19 protein-coding genes and 1 riboswitch are annotated in these 17,484 nt (G+C 43.3%); of the genes, 3 read left to right on the forward strand and 16 right to left on the reverse strand.

Features of this window, described 5'->3' with window-relative positions; all coding sequences use genetic code 11:
* Positions 1 to 5: 5 nt before the first annotated feature.
* From BIV59_RS12100 to secA, 7 genes are all read right to left on the reverse strand, one after another.
* Positions 6 to 1,376, reverse strand: a complete 1,371-nt coding sequence (locus BIV59_RS12100; protein WP_071351746.1) for a murein hydrolase activator EnvC family protein — start codon at positions 1,374 to 1,376, stop codon at positions 6 to 8.
* Positions 1,377 to 1,498: 122 nt separating this feature from the next.
* Positions 1,499 to 2,392 (reverse strand): permease-like cell division protein FtsX, encoded by an 894-nt coding sequence (ftsX, locus tag BIV59_RS12105; protein WP_071351747.1) that lies wholly within the window; start codon positions 2,390 to 2,392, stop codon positions 1,499 to 1,501.
* Positions 2,382 to 3,068 carry a cell division ATP-binding protein FtsE gene (gene ftsE / locus BIV59_RS12110; protein WP_071351748.1) on the reverse strand — a complete coding sequence of 229 codons (687 nt, stop codon included), beginning with the start codon at positions 3,066 to 3,068 and terminating at the stop codon, positions 2,382 to 2,384. Before ftsE ends, ftsX begins: the two co-directional genes overlap by 11 nt.
* A 485-nt stretch (positions 3,069 to 3,553) precedes the next feature.
* Complete coding sequence (gene cccB / locus BIV59_RS12115; RefSeq protein ID WP_071351749.1) at positions 3,554 to 3,874, reverse strand: cytochrome c551; 321 nt, start codon at positions 3,872 to 3,874, stop codon at positions 3,554 to 3,556.
* Between the two features lie 49 nt (positions 3,875 to 3,923).
* Positions 3,924 to 4,787 (reverse strand): YitT family protein, encoded by an 864-nt coding sequence (locus BIV59_RS12120; protein ID WP_071351750.1) that lies wholly within the window; start codon positions 4,785 to 4,787, stop codon positions 3,924 to 3,926.
* Positions 4,788 to 5,274: 487 nt separating this feature from the next.
* Positions 5,275 to 6,373 (reverse strand): peptide chain release factor 2 gene (gene prfB, locus BIV59_RS12125; RefSeq protein ID WP_139194358.1). Its coding sequence is split into 2 segments (ribosomal slippage): positions 5,275 to 6,300 and positions 6,302 to 6,373, totalling 1,098 coding nucleotides; the frame shifts between segments, so codons are not numbered across the junction.
* Positions 6,374 to 6,573: 200 nt separating this feature from the next.
* On the reverse strand, positions 6,574 to 9,087 hold the full coding sequence (gene secA, locus BIV59_RS12130; protein ID WP_071351752.1) for a preprotein translocase subunit SecA: 2,514 nt from the start codon (positions 9,085 to 9,087) through the stop codon (positions 6,574 to 6,576).
* A 332-nt stretch (positions 9,088 to 9,419) separates the two neighbouring features.
* Here secA and BIV59_RS12135 point away from each other — a divergent pair, with 332 nt between their 5' ends.
* Positions 9,420 to 9,746 carry a helix-turn-helix domain-containing protein gene (locus tag BIV59_RS12135; RefSeq protein ID WP_071351753.1) on the forward strand — a complete coding sequence of 109 codons (327 nt, stop codon included), beginning with the start codon at positions 9,420 to 9,422 and terminating at the stop codon, positions 9,744 to 9,746.
* Positions 9,747 to 9,852: 106 nt separating this feature from the next.
* On the opposite strand, the gene BIV59_RS22830 is transcribed toward BIV59_RS12135, so the two are convergent.
* The 5 genes from BIV59_RS22830 to sipW form a co-directional block, all read right to left on the reverse strand.
* Positions 9,853 to 10,014: an anti-repressor SinI family protein gene (locus tag BIV59_RS22830; RefSeq protein WP_139194359.1), complete on the reverse strand. Its 162-nt coding sequence runs from the start codon at positions 10,012 to 10,014 to the stop codon at positions 9,853 to 9,855.
* A 28-nt stretch (positions 10,015 to 10,042) separates the two neighbouring features.
* Positions 10,043 to 10,130, reverse strand: a riboswitch (cyclic di-GMP riboswitch).
* Between the two features lie 202 nt (positions 10,131 to 10,332).
* Complete coding sequence (locus BIV59_RS12140; RefSeq protein ID WP_071351754.1) at positions 10,333 to 10,518, reverse strand: hypothetical protein; 186 nt, start codon at positions 10,516 to 10,518, stop codon at positions 10,333 to 10,335.
* Between the two features lie 20 nt (positions 10,519 to 10,538).
* The gene (locus BIV59_RS12145) at positions 10,539 to 11,249 is read right to left on the reverse strand and encodes an LPXTG cell wall anchor domain-containing protein (protein WP_071351755.1); all 711 of its coding nucleotides are present in this window, start codon (positions 11,247 to 11,249) and stop codon (positions 10,539 to 10,541) included.
* Between the two features lie 97 nt (positions 11,250 to 11,346).
* Entirely contained in the window at positions 11,347 to 11,958 is a 612-nt protein-coding gene (locus tag BIV59_RS12150; RefSeq protein ID WP_071351756.1) for a TasA family protein, read from the reverse strand.
* A gap of 76 nt (positions 11,959 to 12,034) precedes the next feature.
* Positions 12,035 to 12,607, reverse strand: coding sequence for a signal peptidase I SipW (gene sipW, locus BIV59_RS12155; RefSeq protein ID WP_071351757.1), 573 nt, complete (start codon positions 12,605 to 12,607; stop codon positions 12,035 to 12,037).
* 305 nt (positions 12,608 to 12,912) lie between these two features.
* On the opposite strand from sipW, the gene BIV59_RS12160 reads away from it, so the two are divergent.
* Both BIV59_RS12160 and BIV59_RS12165 read left to right on the forward strand, forming a co-directional pair.
* The gene (locus tag BIV59_RS12160; RefSeq protein ID WP_071351758.1) at positions 12,913 to 13,239 is read left to right on the forward strand and encodes a helix-turn-helix domain-containing protein; all 327 of its coding nucleotides are present in this window, start codon (positions 12,913 to 12,915) and stop codon (positions 13,237 to 13,239) included.
* Positions 13,236 to 13,808 (forward strand): class D sortase, encoded by a 573-nt coding sequence (locus BIV59_RS12165; RefSeq protein WP_071351759.1) that lies wholly within the window; start codon positions 13,236 to 13,238, stop codon positions 13,806 to 13,808. Before BIV59_RS12160 ends, BIV59_RS12165 begins: the two co-directional genes overlap by 4 nt.
* Before the next feature lie 39 nt (positions 13,809 to 13,847).
* On the opposite strand, the gene BIV59_RS12170 is transcribed toward BIV59_RS12165, so the two are convergent.
* The 4 genes from BIV59_RS12170 to BIV59_RS12185 form a co-directional block, all read right to left on the reverse strand.
* Positions 13,848 to 14,378, reverse strand: a complete 531-nt coding sequence (locus BIV59_RS12170) for a chromate transporter (RefSeq protein ID WP_071351760.1) — start codon at positions 14,376 to 14,378, stop codon at positions 13,848 to 13,850.
* Positions 14,375 to 14,947: a chromate transporter gene (locus tag BIV59_RS12175; protein WP_071351761.1), complete on the reverse strand. Its 573-nt coding sequence runs from the start codon at positions 14,945 to 14,947 to the stop codon at positions 14,375 to 14,377. The genes BIV59_RS12170 and BIV59_RS12175 overlap by 4 nt, the downstream gene beginning before the upstream one ends.
* A gap of 45 nt (positions 14,948 to 14,992) precedes the next feature.
* Complete coding sequence (locus BIV59_RS12180; RefSeq protein WP_071351762.1) at positions 14,993 to 16,603, reverse strand: gamma-glutamyltransferase family protein; 1,611 nt, start codon at positions 16,601 to 16,603, stop codon at positions 14,993 to 14,995.
* 339 nt (positions 16,604 to 16,942) lie between these two features.
* Positions 16,943 to 17,461 carry a TasA family protein gene (locus BIV59_RS12185; RefSeq protein ID WP_071351763.1) on the reverse strand — a complete coding sequence of 173 codons (519 nt, stop codon included), beginning with the start codon at positions 17,459 to 17,461 and terminating at the stop codon, positions 16,943 to 16,945.
* Between the last annotated feature and the right edge of the window lie 23 nt (positions 17,462 to 17,484).

A 17,484-nucleotide genomic window follows, 5' to 3' on the forward strand; every position in this document is an offset into this window, starting at 1 on the left:
GTATCTTACATATTCAAGTAGTTTAATGGATTGACTGCGTTTGTTTTTGCAACATTCCAAGGTCCGATGTGAAGCTCAAAGTGCAAATGCTGCCCTGTTGAGTGTCCTGTGTTGCCCATGATGCCGACCTGCTGTCCTTTAGCAACAACTTGTCCATTGCTGACATTTCTTGAGCGAAGATGCGCATAAACGGTTGTATACAGCTGGCCATTGATAGAATGGGAAATCATGACACAGTTTCCGTACGTGCTTGATAGATACGAACGGATTACTACGCCGTCCGCTGCAGCTACTACCGGATTTGTGCCTGGTGCTGCAATATCGATTCCCGCGTGGAACTTGTTCCAGCGTGATCCAAGCTGTGAGGTAACAACACCTGCGCTAGGGCGGGTGAACATACCTGATGAAACAGCCGGTGCATCATGATGCTCGCTCTCACTCGGAGCTGGTGCTGGTGCTGGTGCCGGGCTGGAGCTATGGCTTGTACTGCTTCTTTTCGCATGATGAGAAGCTGCTGCGGCTGCCGCTGCTTTCTTTGCTTCTGCTGCACGTTTTGCCGCTTCTTCAGCTGCACGTTTTCTTGCTGCAGCAAGCTCTGCCTGGCGCGTCTTTTCTAACTCAATTGCTTTTTTAATAGCTGACTCCTGGGCTGCAAGTGTTTCTGATTCTTCCTTCAAGCCCATTCTTTCTTCGTCAGTATCTCTTTCTTTCTTCTTCAACTGCGCCATCAGCACAGTTTTTTGTTTCTTCTGCACGATTAAGTTTGATTGCATATTTTTAAGATCTGCCAGCATTCCTTCAAGATCTGCCAATTTCTTTTCTACTGATTTCTGTTTATCTTCGAGATCTTTTTTATCCTGTTCATTTTGCTTAAGGATTTCCTGGTCAGCGTCCACGATTGTTGCAACCGCATTAACACGGCCCACAAAATCGCTGAAGCTTGATGAGCCAAGAATAACCTCAAGATAGCTGACATCGCCGCCGCTTTCCTGGAAGGAAACAGCACGTTGTTTTAGTACTTCATTTCTTTGTTTGATTCTTTCTTTTAAAACAGCAATCTCTTTTTTTAGCTTTTCAATATCTGCCTTAGTAGAAGCGATTTGATTATTTTTCTCATCAATTTTTTTGACGGAATCATCAATGGCTGCTTCGAGGCGGGAAAGCTGCTGATCCACAGTTTCCTGTTTATCTTGAAGCTGGTTGATTTTCTTCTCCGCATTATGTATGCCAGATTGTACCCCTGCACGCTTATCTTGTATGTCCTGCTGCTTCTGCTTCATATCCGAAATCGATTCTGCATGTACGTTCGGAAGTGCAAACACACTGCCAAGTCCAAGCATGATCGTCGTATTAAGCGCGATAAGTTTCTTTTTCAATTCCCAAGTTCCCCTTTCTTTCCCCCAACAGATGCGATTCCATCTGCTATTTTTATAAGCAAGGCTTCTCTCTAATGGAACTTAAAAGAGAGGCGCAAAGCCCTTCAGGCTTTGCAGACCATCTATACTTTCAGGAATTTCCTTACAGACATGACGCTTCCCCATATTCCGATCAATGCTCCCAGAACAATCAGGATGGCAGAGATTTGATATATGAAAGGATTCATCTGCAGCAAATCCACAAATTTTATCGTAAGCCTTGGTTTCATATAATCGTATAAGTAGTGATAGGAAACTCCGATCAGCACAATCGGCACCACAGCACCTAAAATGCCAAGCCACAATCCTTCAAGGAAGAATGGCCATCTGATAAAGGTATTTGTTGCCCCTACCAGTCTCATAATCTCGATTTCTTTTCTTCTTGCAACTATTGTAATTTTAATTGTATTGGAAATCAGGAACATGGCTGTAAACAGCAGCCCGATGATTAAGACGATTCCGATGTTTCGTGCAATGTTGACTACTTTAAATAGCTTCTCAACATAGCCTTGTCCATATTTCACCATCTGGACATAGTTAAAGCCTTCAATTTCTTTCGCTACCTTGATAACATCCTTCGGCGATTTTGTCTTAACGACATACACATCACGCAGCGGGTTATTTTGCTTAAACAGTTTAAATGAATCCCCGTTTTCGCCAAGGTCGTTTATTAAGTTGTTCAATTCCTTTTGCTTTGGAGAATAGGTAACGGACGCTACCTGTGGAATGCTTTCAATTTTTTTGCCGATCAGCTGCTTGTCCTGTTCATTAGCGGCTGTATCAATGTGAGCCCTGATTTCAACATCCTTCTCAACGTTGCCTGCAATATGGTTCAAGTTCATCATGATGACAAAGAACACACCAACCAAAAGCAATGTAACGGTAACGGCACTGATGGAGGCGAAGGTCATCCAGCCATTCCGGCCGAGATTTTTTCCGCTTTCTCTGAAGTGGCGGCGCAAGGTTCTAAATTTCATATCCGTATTCACCCCGCTGTTCATCGCGCACAATTTTCCCATTTTCAATGGCAATAACACGATGCTTCATGTTGTTTACAATATCTTTATTATGAGTCGCCATGACGACTGTCGTTCCGCGCTTATTGATTTCTTCAAAAATATTCATGATTTCCCATGATGTTTCCGGATCGAGGTTACCAGTCGGCTCATCTGCAATCACCACTTTAGGCGAGTTGACAATCGAACGGGCAATCGCTACCCTCTGCTGCTCTCCGCCTGATAACTCAGCAGGAAGCATTCTTACTTTGTGCTTCAAACCGACAAGATTGAGCACTTCCATTACACGGCGCTTGATTTCGTCAGGATGCTTTTCAATAACTTCCATGGCGAATGCCACATTTTCATAAATAGTTAGGGTTTGCAGCAATTTAAAATCCTGGAAGACCATTCCGATATTTCTTCGGAAAAGAGGCACCTTTGTATTACGGAGCTTTGGAAGGCTGAGGCCATTTACAATGATATTGCCTTTTGTAGGTTTTTCTTCACGATACATCATCTTTATAAAGGTAGATTTGCCGGCACCGCTCGGCCCTACCACATACACAAATTCAGCTTGCTTTATTTTTACATTGAGTCCGCTAATAGCAGTCACGCCATTAGGGTAAGTTTTCGAGACGTCTGTCATTTCAATCATTTAAAAACCACCTAATTAGCTATGTATTTCATAACCTTTTGTATTTCCACTTTTAAGGATACTGCATTTTTTCGACAAACTATGGAATAAAAATGCGAAAAAATAACAGGTATTACCCTGTTTATGAAGCACAGAAACATTATAACATCAAAATTTGTCAAAATAAGAATAAAAATGTTACAGTTTCATTTCATCGAGATTGAAATATTCTGAACTTTAACAACAAGGAAAAAAGCCTTAGGCCATGCGCCTCCCATCTCTGCAACCTATGATTCCGCTGGATTTTTATAAGATTTCCCCACAGTATTCCTGATGCAGGCGATCATGCCTGATATAGTGCCCGCTATAATTCCAATTGGTCCGTCCTCATTCTTGACCTCAATATGTGATTGCACTAATAGGCAGCTCTAAACAGCAGGGGGCAGTTTGTCCCATAAAAAAAAGCGCAGCACCCTTATTTATTTCAGGGGAGACTGCGCTTTTGCTTATTTTTTCTTTGAAAGCCACTCTGCAACTTTGTCAGCATCTTTGCCGGTGATAAGCTCTGCCGGCATGTTGCCTTTTCCGTTCGCTATTGTTTTCTTAATCTGATCTGTTGTAAGCTTGGAGCCGATTTTCGTAAGGTTTGGCCCTACTGCTCCCTCCAGGTTCTGTCCATGGCATGCAGAGCATTTATTTTCAAAAATTTTCGCTGCATCCCCTGCACCCGCACTGGACGTATCGTTTTTGCTGCTGTCATTTCCGCCGCCGCAGGCTGCAAGAACAATCGATGTTCCTGCCAATAAGGCAAATAGCTTTTTCTTCAAAACATTTCCTCCTAAACCAACTTGCAAGTATACCTTTATTATACCAGCTCTAAGCGTGATTAAAACCTTCGCCCAATACCTCAGAAGCATCAGTGACGATGACAAACGCCCTGGGATCAGCGGCTTGGACGATTTGTTTCAATTTGGTGAACTCCGATTGATCAATCACGCACATAAGAATCGGCCGGGAGTCTTCCGTATAGCCGCCAACTCCGGATAGCTTGGTTACTCCGCGGTCCACTTCAGTAAGAATGGCCTTGCTTACCTCCTGCTCGCGGGTCGTGATAATCAGCACCATTCTGGAACGCTTCAGGCCAATCTGTACCAAATCAATGGTCTTGCTTGTTACATATAATCCAATCAGGGCATATAGCCCTTTTTCAATATCAAAAACAATCGCTGCACTCAAAACAATCAATCCATCAATGATAGCCACACAGGCTCCAAGGGAAAAATGTGTGTACTTATGGATGATTTGCGCGGCAAGATCTGTTCCGCCTGTAGATGCCTTCCCCCTGAAAACTATTCCAAGGCCAAGCCCGACACCAAGCCCGCCGCAAATCGAACCAAGAAGGGCATCATGTGTCCAGGGCTCCCAGTTCTTTGTCAAAAACACGACAAATGGCAAGAAGACCGTTCCGACAAGTGTTTTCACACCAAACTGCATGCCAAGCAGCAGCAGGCCCGCAATGAAAAGCGGCACGTTAAAAGCCCATTGCACATACGCAGGCTCCCAGCCGAGCTTTGCATTCAAGATGGTACTGATACCGCTCACTCCGCCGGAAGCAATGTGATTCGGCAATAAAAACACGTTAAAGGCAATCGCCACAATTCCGGCCCCAATCAGCACCAATAGATATTCAGTCAGTTTATCGGCTAGCGGATGCTTTGGATCTCTGTATCTTTTTTTCATCGTATCCTCCTTGAAAATCCCGTTTTTACTTAAGACTGTTTTCTTAAAAATTATTGTTACTTAATAAGTTCTCGAGGCAGACTATTGTTTACGCAGGTTGATTGGAGCGAAAGGTGCGAAGACTCCTGCGGGATCTGCGTGACAGGCGAGACCCCGCAGACGAAAGTCGAGGAGGCTCAGCGCACGCCCCGCGGAAAGCGGAGCAACCTGTAGCGGAAATCAACACCTTGTTCTATGGCAGCAAGGTTTACGAAAACAGCCCTTATTAAATGTTGCTGTTTTCAAACATTTCCTGCTTTTTAACATTATTGTAAAAAAAGAAAAAGAACAGAAGAAGTATAGCATTCCCTGCTTAGGTATGTAAATGGCACTCTGATAAAGCGTTGAAGAATTGCAATCTACCGGTATTCAACAGTTTGCCCATAAAAAAATCCAGGCTTGCAAATGCACAAAAATGTGCGTCTGCGAGCCTGGATTTTTTTATATCTTATAGCTTTGAACGAAGGTAAGAATCGATGAAAACATCAATGTCTCCGTCCATAACAGCCTGGACGTTACCTGTTTCTGTGCTTGTGCGGTGATCCTTCACCATGGAATATGGATGGAATACGTATGAGCGAATCTGGCTTCCCCAGCCAATTTCGTCTTTCTCGCCGCGGATTTCATCAAGCTGTGCCTGCTGTTCTTCAATTTCACGCTGATAAAGCTTAGACTTCAGCATCGTCATCGCCTGGGCGCGGTTTTTAATCTGTGAACGCTCGGACTGGCAGGTAACAACCGTATTTGTCGGCAGATGGGTAATCCGGACGGCTGAATCGGTTGTATTGATATGCTGTCCGCCCGCGCCGCTCGCACGGTACGTATCGATTTTCAAATCTTCCGTACGGATTTCAATTTCGATATTATCATCGAATTCCGGCATAACATCACAGGAAACAAAGGATGTGTGGCGGCGGCCCGATGAATCGAAAGGAGAAATACGCACCAATCGATGCACCCCTTTTTCAGCCTTCAAATATCCATAAGCATTATGCCCCTTAATTAAGAGGGTAACGCTCTTGATTCCTGCTTCGTCGCCAGGAAGATAATCCAGCGTCTCCACCTTGAAGCCGCGCTTTTCGCCCCAGCGGGTGTACATGCGAAGCAGCATGGAGCCCCAGTCCTGTGATTCGGTTCCGCCAGCTCCGGGATGCAATTCAAGGATGGCATTTTTCTTATCATATTCTTCACTTAATAAAAGCTGAAGCTCAAAGTCATTCATTTTCTGAGAAAGCTCCATGATCTCCTGCTCAAGCTCAGCCTGAAGCTCTGCATCACTTTCTTCCTTCACAAGTTCATACGTTAAATCAAGGTTTTCATAGGACTCATTGAGTTCTGAAAGCTGATTCACCTGTTCTTTTAACGCATTTGCTTCATTAATAACTGTTTGTGCTTTTTGCTGGTCATTCCAGAAATCAGGATCTGTCATAACATTATCAAGTTCTGCAATTCGGGCTTCCTTTTCTTCTAAGTCAAAGAGACCCCCTAAAGTCCGCTAAACGTCCAGCGGTTTTTTCAAGCTCATTTCTAATATCTGACAATTCCATATTCTTCACCTCATAAGTAGTAAATCCTTTATAAAAGGATATTCTTCATTTTAAAAACGTGCACGTTCATCTCTAGATAACTATATGCAAAAAACGGCCGATAAGCAAACTCTAATCAAAACGCACGAAAAGAGGCGGCACCGGAAGCTGCCCAGCCTCTTTCATGACAGGTCTGTACTATATGCCCGGATTAGATGCTATTATTGCATAAGGCCGTGGCAATTTTTATATTTCTTTCCGCTTCCGCAAGGGCACGGAGCATTGCGGCCAGTATCGGATTTGCTTCGGACAGGCTTTTTCTTGACCGTTTCTCCATCTTCCTTCGGATTCACGGCATGTCCTTTGATCACTTCCTGGCGCTCCAGGTTATTCTGGATTTCAGCTTTCATAATGTATTGAGTCACTTCATCCTCAATGGACGCAATCATTTCTTCGAACATTGCGAAGCCTTCCTGCTGGTACTCACGCAATGGATCGATCTGGCCATATGCACGAAGATGGATTCCCTGGCGGAGCTGTTCCATCGCATCGATATGGTCCATCCATTTGCTGTCAACAGCCCGAAGCACGATAACCTTCTCGAACTCGCGCATTTGCTCAGAAGAAAGCAGCTCTTCTTTTTCATCATAGCGCTCTTTCACTTGTTCAAAAAGCCACTCGGAAATTTCTTCTGTATCCTTGCCTTTCAGATCTTCCTCTGTAATGTCGCCTTCACTTAGAAGATTTGCGTTCACGTAATCAACGATTCCAGCAGTATTCAATGATTCTTCTTCTTCGCCGAACGTGCCGAATGCGGCAACCGCCCTATGGATAGAAGAGCTGATCATGTTTTCTGCAATGCTGCGGAGATTTTCGCTGTCAAGGACATCAAAACGCTGTCTGTAGATGATTTCACGCTGCTGGCGAAGCACGTCATCATATTGAAGCAGCTGCTTACGGGCATCAAAGTTATTTCCCTCAACACGTTTTTGCGCCGACTCAACAGCTCTTGATACCATTTTGCTCTGTATCGGCTGGGTATCGTCCATGCCAAGGCGTGTCATCATATTTTTCATATTGTCAGATCCAAACCTGCGCATCAATTCGTCTTCCATTGATAGATAAAATTGAGTCACACCCGGATCTCCCTGGCGTCCTGAACGTCCGCGAAGCTGGTTATCGATGCGCCTGCTTTCATGGCGTTCCGTACCAATGACTGCAAGGCCGCCCAATTCCTTCACGCCTTCACCAAGCTTGATGTCAGTACCGCGTCCTGCCATGTTTGTAGCAATCGTAACTGCACCCTGCTCGCCGGCATTCGCAATAATTTCCGCTTCACGTTCATGATTCTTCGCATTCAGCACATCGTGGCGGATGCCTTTTTTAGTCAAGTAATTTGAAATGATTTCTGATGTTTCAATAGCAACTGTACCGACAAGTATCGGCTGCCCTTTTTGATGGCGCACAGCAATATCCTCAACAACCGCCCGGAACTTGCCGTCCATGGAAGCATAAATCAGATCTGCACGGTCATCACGGACAATTTCACGGTTTGTAGGGATGACAATGACGTTCATATTGTAGATATTGCGGAATTCCTCTTCTTCCGTTTTAGCTGTACCAGTCATTCCGGAAAGCTTTTCATACATACGGAAGTAGTTTTGGAATGTTATTGTCGCAAGAGTCATGCTTTCGTTCTGGATTTCCAGGCCTTCTTTTGCTTCAATAGCCTGGTGCAGCCCTTCACTGTAGCGGCGGCCCTTCATTAAACGGCCGGTAAATTGGTCAACAATGACAATTTCGCCTTCCTGCACCACATAGTCGACATCAAGGTGCATGGTTACATGGGCCTTCAATGCCTGGTTAATATGATGGTTCAGGGTAATATGATTGATATCGAACAGGTTATCAATATTGAATGCTGACTCAGCGCGGTTGATTCCTTCTTCCGTAAGCTGGACACCTTTTGTTTTTTCATCATACGTATAATGAGTATCCTTTACCAGCGTTCTCACAAAAGCGTTCGCCTGGATATACAGGGCTGTTGATTTTTGTGCTGAACCCGAAATGATGAGCGGTGTACGCGCTTCATCAATCAGGATGGAGTCAACTTCATCGATGACTGCAAAATGAAGCGGGCGCTGAACCATTTGCTCTTTATATAGCACCATGTTATCGCGAAGATAATCAAAGCCAAGCTCATTATTTGTGCTGTAGGTGATGTCTGCCTGGTATGCTTCCTGCTTTTCTTCCTGTGATAAGCCATTTAGGTTCAAGCCGACAGTCAAGCCAAGGAATTCATAAAGCTTGCCCATTTCGGCAGCATCACGGCTGGCCAGGTATTCATTGACCGTAACCACGTGAACGCCTTTACCTGTGATTGCATTCAGATATACCGGCAATGTGGAGGTAAGGGTTTTACCTTCACCGGTTTTCATCTCAGAAATATTTCCGTCATGAAGGGAAATCCCCCCCATCAGCTGCACATGGAAAGGATAAAGCCCGAGTGCTCGCTTGGCTCCTTCACGCACAACAGCAAATGCCTCAACAAGCAAATCATCCACCGTTTCACCGTTTTGGTAGCGCTGCTTGAATTCTTCCGTCTTCGCTTTAAGCTCGCTGTCAGAGAGAGCAGCCGTTTCCTGTGCAAGGCCCTCGATTTGATCAGCAATCCGCTGAAGCCTCTTTACATCACGTTTATTTGGATCAAATACTTTATTTAATATATTAAGCATTCATTAACGCTCCTCTTTATCGATAGAATCAATAATACTTGCTGACTTAATGATAGATTTGTTATTTCAACTGTCCTGGCAGCAAAGCCAGGCCATTTTTGATTTTAAATAGAAGATGGGCATGTTTCTTAACAGCCGTTCTTATAGGCTGCTTTGCAAAAAAACTGCCTAATAAGCCCACAATTTATATTACCATTTCTATATGGCAGGTACAACTTACTGTATTTGAAGAAAAGATGGATTATATAGCATAAGTGCTGGTAAAATGTAAATAGACTAGATTAAATAACATATATATGATAAATAAAGAAAAAGTTTCAGGATGTGGTGACATGATCGGAATCCGCGTGAAAAATTTAAGAGAAAAAAGAAAAATGTCCATGACAGAGCTCGCTGACAAAGCTGGAGTAGCTAAATCATATTTAAGCTCACTCGAAAGAAACCTGCAAACAAACCCCTCCATTCAATTTCTTGAAAAAATATCTGCTGTGCTGGGGGTGCCGGTAGATTCACTTTTGCATGATGAGCCTGACACCGAAAACCTGGATGCCGACTGGCTGAATATCATTCAGGAAGCCATGGATTCTGGAGTGACCAAAGACCAGTTCCGTGAGTTTATCGAATTCAACAAGTGGAGATTGAAAAAAGAAGATGAATAGTGATCATAAGCAGGAACTAAAAGCAAATTAAGTATGAAAATTCGCCAAGACAAAGCCCTTAAACAACCGGCCAGATTGCCGTTTGTTTAAGGGCTTTCAAATTACATCAGCTTTCCGTATATGTATTTTCACAAGTCTCTGGTCCGCCCTGATTGAATAATGATTGCTTTGATAAGAGAAATTGCCTGATATCGTCCTTGTTAATTCCAATTAATTTAGCTTCCTTAATTAATTCAACCCACTCTAGATCCAATACAGTCTTTCCCATCATTAACCTCCCAAAATACCTTTGTATTTCAGGCAGACCGGCCGCCATAGCATTATTCCACCCTTAGACCCGTGACTTTGCGTCCCTATCTTTCAATAGGTTTGCCTTTTTCTGCATTCATAAAAAAATCAGCTAGTTTTCTTATTATAATAGTTAAGCAGGTTAACCTATGCTGTTTCTTGTCGATTATTTTAGGAATTTTCCAACTATTTATTTACATTTTATACTAAATTTTAACAATTCGCATTTTTTAGCAAGATGGAAATGTGCTAACGGCAGAGGCAGCTGCACTTCATGTCGAACCATATAGTTTTTTCTTTATTTCTTTCCTGGCGAGTAGCTTTTTTTAACAGATTCATATTTCTGCTGGCTATTTTCTATTGAAACAGCCTGAAATAGCTTTTGATCCGTTAAGTCAGCCCCGCATACAGGACATAGCCATTGGCCATCACCCGCACTGCTAAAAGAAGGCCTGTGGCATTTATAACAATTTTTCCGGTACATACTGACAACTCCTCTATTGTTTAATGCCGTTCTCGTTTTTTTCTTTTCTGCAAAATAAGCAATGTGCCGCCTGAAAGAGTCAAAAATACTCCAGCCAGCAGAATGTTATAAGTATCAGTTGCTGTATCAGGAAGCTTTTCTCCCGTTTGGTTATGGTCAGCATGCTTTGTATCCATGTTTTGCTGCTGTCCAGGCATGCTGCCATGATGATCAGGAGAAGTGCCGCCGGCATTTCCTGAAGGAGGTGTTACAGCAGAATCCGGCTCTTGGGCATAAAATTTAAATAGAGCTGCTGCCGCAGAACCCTGGAACTCATTCCCAAGCTCCTCTGGCATCTTAACGGTATATTGCAGAGTTTCTGATCTGCCGCTCTTTAAGAAGCGGGGAGGAAATCCCTTAAAATCAGCTAACTTCCCTTTGTATAAGAAATGATTATTCTTGTCTTGAACGGATAATGTCAGGTTTACAAATAACTCTTTTTCCGAATGCTTTTTTTCAACAAAAGAATAATAATTAAAATCCCTTTTGCCCGCGTTGCGAATCGTAATTTCACGAGGCATCCAGTCACCTGGCTTTAAGTTTCCTACCTTAAATAAAAACTGATCTGGGTTTGTTTCAATATCAATTTCCTGCTCCGATGCTTCAGAGACACTTGGATAGATAAAGCTGTAAATCACCAATAATGCAGCAATAATCAAAACCGGCTTTGCCAATAGCCTTTTTTTATGCACGGCATTACCCCGCAATCACCATGTAGTTTAAAAACAGCATCACAATTAATTTAAATAAAGGCGGGAATGGAATTCCCGCCTTTATTTAGCTATTTCATTATTTTGATTCACCCTTGGTTTGTTGAGCATCGAATTTCCAGTGAAGGCTGATAGAATCTCCCTGGAATTGATTTTGGTCTGCATCGTTATCGACAAATTCAAATTGTACATATAAGTTGTCCTCAGTATGAGCTTGTAGTCCGCTCCTCTCTTTACCCAGCAATTCAAATAAACTTAAATTTTTCACTTGGTCAGGAGTCATGCTTTTTAATTCAAATAATGTTTTACTGACAATCACATTGTTAGGATTAAGAATTCCCGATTTATCTTCATTCTTCAGGAAATTTACCCTGATATGCTTTCCAAAATCATCATCATTCTTTTTACCTTGTGCATCTGTAACTTCATAAGTAGTTGTTAACAACACTTTTGAGATATCTAAAGAACCATTGTTTTGGAGTTTAAATGTACGGTTTATCTTGTCTCCAGGCTTAATGTTGTTCACGTTGACGATGATATCAGGATCAACATTTAGATCTAAAGTTCCTGCAGCAAATGTATTGTTTGTTGTTTCAGAATCACTAAAGTATGCAAACGTTCCTCCGCCGACTAATGATAAACCTAGTGCAGCTGCACCCATTCCTAAACCTAATTTTTTCTTAAGACTCATTTCTTTCTTCCTCCCTGACCCTAGTGGGTATGTAATTTATATTGATTCCTGCATTGCTGCAGGAAATGCAACCTTTTTAAGCTGTTTTTGTTTTATCCTCGTTTTTCTTAGGGTCAATTTCCTTTAAGGCTTTTAAGATGGAAACTGCTGCATAAGCCAGAAGCAGCAAGCCCGGAATGATCATCAGCAGTGCTGAACCTGTTTTCGATGAAGCGTAATTCATGAAATATCCCGCATATGGAATCGTGAATCCGTTATATTTATCTACTACATTGGCAGAAAGCACTGGCTCCAGATCAGCAGCATTGTTGTTATCGCCTTTTGTCTGATACGAAACATTGGCTCCAGATTTTATAACCTTTTGAATTCTGTGAGTGATTGTTTTATCCTCGCCAGCCTGGAACGTAATGATGTCGCCTTTTTTCAGCTGTGTTTTTTCAGCAGCTTTCAGGGGCTTAACAGCAATTACTGAGCCTGTCAGGAATGTCGGTTCCATGGAGCCGGAAAGCACGGATTTTAGCTGATATCCAAAGGCTTGCGGAGTGCCGCCTGAAGCTTTGGACGAAACCACGAAGAATGCCATCAAAATCAATAAAGCCGCGAGTACGAAGGTTAATGCATTACTTAGGAACTTAATCAGTTTTTTCACGATAAACACCTGCCTATTTTAATTGATGAATATTATGTTCTTTTTAAAGAACAAGTTCTTTAAAAAGGATGATATTTGTATATTTCGTTTATTTCGTTCTTTTTATTGAACTTATATTTGAAGTATAGTACAAAGGTAGCAATCTTTAAAATCCAAAAATCGCCCATTCGTTCCACAAAAAGAACTATTTTCATTCTTTTTCAAGAATTTTCTTCCATTTCCTCATTATTTTGTATTTATTAAAGAACATTTTGTTCTTAATAATGTAAAATAGAGGTAAATACTACTTAATAAGGAGAGTCGATATGATTGGTGATAAAATAAAGAAATTTCGGAAGGAGAAAGGTTACTCACTTAATCGGCTGGCTAATGAGATTGGCATCTCAAAGTCTTATTTGAGCTATATTGAAAGGGGGATCCAGAAAAACCCTTCCATAAAAATCTTATCTCAGATTGCAGATATTCTGGAGACAACTGTAGAGGATTTAATGGGAGAATCCAAGGAACAGGAAGAGTTTGATTCTGAATGGGCGGCACTATTGCAGGAAGCGATTTCCTCTGGCGCGAGCAAGGAGGAACTAAACACCTGGATTGAATTCATAAAATTCAAAAGGAGCTCAAAAATGGAATGAAACAAACTGGACTAGCTATCTTGGTTTTAGGTGTACTTTGTCTTTGTCTCTCATTTTATAAAATGAATATGCAGCACAAAGAACAAAAACAAAGCTTGGCACAAGCAAAGTCAATGACCGCACAGCAGCACATCCAGCAGACAGAAATAAAGTCTGCAGCAAAGCCGCACGCAGAAAATGGAGAGGTTATAGGAATTCTGCAAATTCCCCTCTTAAATAAGGAGCTGCCAATCGTGGAAGGAGCAGATGAAGATGACTTGGAAAAAGGTGTTGGCCATGTTTCTTCTACCTCACTTCCAGGAGGGCACAGCCAAATTGTCCTCTCCGGACACAGAGATACTGTTTTCAGAAAGCTCGGAACACTAAGGAAATCTGATGAACTGACTATCCAGTTAAATAATAAAAGCTATACCTATATCATCTATCGAACGTACATTGTTGATAAAGATGATACAACGGTCATTCGCAGCACGGACCCTGAAGAAATTCTTACGCTAAGCACCTGCTACCCTTTTTCCTATATCGGGCATGCCCCGAAGCGTTATGTGATTGAAGCTAAGCCAAAATAAAAATCTCCAACTACGGCACATCCGTAACTGGAGATTTTTTTAGGATAGTGCAAGTCCGCCGTAAATCAGCGCTCCTGCAATAACATATGCTGGATGGACCTTCAGTTTTTCCATCAGCACATAGCTGATAGCCGCAATTGCAGCAGTCTGCAGAAGCCCTGAATTTTTGTACGAAGAAAAAAAGAAGTCGTATGTCATAACTCCAAGCAAAACTGCGATGACAGGACGGACGCTCATGGTCATTCTTTTTACCTTCGGTGATTCTTTATGCTTCATCAGCAGGCTGAGCAGAGCCACCATCAGAAGAAGCGATGGGCCTACTGAAGCAAGTTCCCCGACAACCGCACCCAGGATACCGCCCTGCTGGTATCCGATATAACCCGCTAGTTTAGTAGCAATCGGCCCTGGCAATGCGTTTCCCAGTGCGAGCACTTCGCTGAATTCATTCACTGACAGCCAATGATAATGATCAACTACTTCTTTTTCGACAAGCGGAATGGAAGCAGGTCCTCCTCCGTATCCAAGAATGCCCGGCACAAAAAAGGCCCAGAAAATCTTAAAATATATCATGGTGTTGTGCTCCCCTTTTGCTTTTTATCAGAAGGTGCATCTTTTTTCAGAAGCGCCCCGAGCAGCAGCACGAAAATAATGATCGCAGGATGTACATGCAGCACCTGCATCAGCACCAGGCTAACGAGGGCAAGAATGATGGTCCAGAGCCATCCGAGATTTGAGTTCCTTGATTTCTTGATAAAATCCCAGGTCATTGTAAGCAGCATGACGGCGACCACAGGTACAACCGCTTTTGTCATTCCCCCTACCCATGGCTGATCCCTGAATGTATTTAACACATTCAGAAGGAAAATCATGAGAAGGATGGTCGGCACAATCGCTGCCGCAACACCGTTGAGCATGCCCCAAAAGCCTCCGACACGGTAGCCGATATATCCCGCAAGCTTTGTCGCAATTGGGCCTGGCAGCGCATTTGCCAAAGCAAGCACGTCCCCGAACTCATCCTGATCCATCCATTTATACTTTTCCACAACTTCCTTCTGTACAAGAGGAATGGCTGATGGGCCGCCGCCAAAGCCTAGCATGCCCACTCTGAAAAAAGCCATAAAAATATCCGTTTGTTTCATGTTGATTCACCGCAGTTCCTCTCTAAAATCTAGCATATTTCCATTTTACCATGCGGCAATGCTTCCGTCTGTACGCGGCTCCGTCCCTCCCATGAGGACACCTGTTTTGGGATCGCGCCAAATGATCTGGCCCCTGCCAAAGCCGCCTGTATCAAGTGCCACTTCAATTTGATGTCCTTTTCGGCTGAGGGCTTGGGCGATATGATTAGGAAAATGCGGCTCTACCTGAACCTTTTTGCCCGAAATCCACTGCCATCTCGGTGCATCAAGTGCTGCCTGAGGATTCAGATGAAAATCAACTGTATTCATGACAACCTGCATATGGCCCTGGGGCTGCATATAACCGCCCATCACACCGAGTGGCCCAACTGCCTCATTATCTTTTGTCAGAAATCCTGGAATGATCGTATGATAGGTTCTTTTACCAGGCTTCAGCACATTCGCATCATCCGGATTCAGTGAAAAATCATGCCCCCTGTTTTGCAGGCCAATCCCTGTTCCAGGCACAACAAGCCCAGAACCGAACCCCATATAATTGCTTTGAATGAAGGACACCATATTCCCCTCTCCATCCGCTGCTGCAAGGTAAACGGTTCCTCCTTTAGCCGGCTGATAAGGATCTGGTTCAATGGCTGTATCGCCGATTTCACTTCCCCTTGATTCTCCGTAATGATCTGAGAGGAGCTCCTCGACTGCAGTACCCATTTCTGCCGGATCTGTTATGTATGCCTTGCCGTCTGTAAAAGCAAGCTTCATTGCTTCTATTTGTTTATGGTAGGAATCTGCGGTATCCTTCTCGTTAAACTCAAAACCTTTTGCAATATTCAAGCCCATCAGCGCAACAAGGCCCTGTCCATTCGGCGGGATTTCCCACACATCGTATCCCCTGTAATTGACAGAAATCGGCTCGACCCATTCTGCCTGGAAGGATGCCAAATCTTCTTTCGATAAATATCCATTATATTTCTTTGAAAAAGCGGCAATTTTCTCAGCAATTTCTCCTCGGTAAAAGCTTTCCCCATCGCTTTCGGCAATCGACCTTAATGTAGCAGCATGTCCTTCTGAACGCCAAATTTCGCCGACTTTAGGCGCCCTGCCATCAGGTGCGAAGGTTTCAAACCAATGCTGAAATTCATCGTCTTTTAAAGTCTGCTGAAATCTTCTATATGCATATTCCCAGTACTTGCCCAAAATCGGTGAAAGCGGATAGCCTTTTTCAGCATACTCAATGGCAGGCTGAAGCACTTCTTTTAATGACAGCTTTCCGAACTTCTTTGAAAGCTCAGCCCATGCCGATGGTGCACCAGGCACTGTAACAGGAATCCACCCATGAACAGGAATTTCATCGAAGCCCCTCTTTTTAATATCCTCTATGGATATGGAAGCAGGAGCTGGTCCGCTCGCATTAAGCCCATGCAGCTTCCCTTTTGTCCATACAAGGGCAAAAGCATCGCCGCCAATTCCATTGGACGTCGGTTCTACAACCGTTAAAGCGGCAGCTGCCGCAATCGCTGCATCAATCGCATTGCCGCCCTTTTTCAGGATATCAAGTCCAGCCTGTGCTGCAAGCGGCTGGGATGTAGCCACCATTCCATTACGGGCCATGACCGTTGACCTTTGAGATGGATATGGATGATAATGATAATCGAAATTCATGCTGACACCTCTATTCAAATATAATTAATTGTTCACAACACTACTTTACCTCATGTGTAAAATAAATCCATAGAAAAAGGCTAATAATTTTAAAAATTTAAAAAACTGCAGAGGTGGTCTGCAGTTTTATGAAAAAAATGAATTTTATTTAGTTAAAGGACATAGCTGATATATACACTTTATTGATTGGAGCGGAAGACGCTTGACTCCTGGGGGATTAGCGTTGCAGGCGAGACCCCGCAGGAGCGATAGCGACGAGGAGGCCCGGCGAACGCCCCCCGGAAAGGAAGCGTCTGGAGCGGAAATCATAGGTAACTGAGCCTCATATTATAGATGCATTCAATTCCAAGTTTTAGGTCCTTTTCCTTCATCGTTATTCCGTGACTGGACAGCGTCAAACACCACATCAAATTTTCCTTGTGCTTCCTGATAGGTTTTATCTGCTTTTAAAGGGAATTCATAGGTCACTTTGAAGGTGGCCGTTTCATTAGGGGCAAGCTTCTTTGCACCATCACTGTCATAGGTAATCACAACAGGTGTTTCACCGCTGAAAAGTGCGCCTGTTTTGGTGGCATTTGAAGCCTCTTCATTAATTCTGACCCAAACATCAAGATTTCCGGTATTTTTGACCGTAACCGTATTGGTATCAGTATCTCCGGGTGCAAGCGCGGAAATATACTGTGATGAAGAAAAGCCCTTTGTTTCTGAAACATCCTCAATTTTCACGACGCCAGCAGTAAATGTGCTGCCGGACTGCGTGACAGAGTCCGAGAAAAAGGCAAATGTCCCGCCGCCCGTCAATGCGGCTGCAAGCATAATGGCCCCGATGGATAATCCCGCCTTCGATTTCTTTCCCATAGCATTCTTCCTTTCTTCTGCAG

It is taken from the genome of Bacillus sp. MUM 13 (assembly GCF_001866725.1).
Taxonomy (GTDB): domain Bacteria; phylum Bacillota; class Bacilli; order Bacillales; family DSM-1321; genus Peribacillus.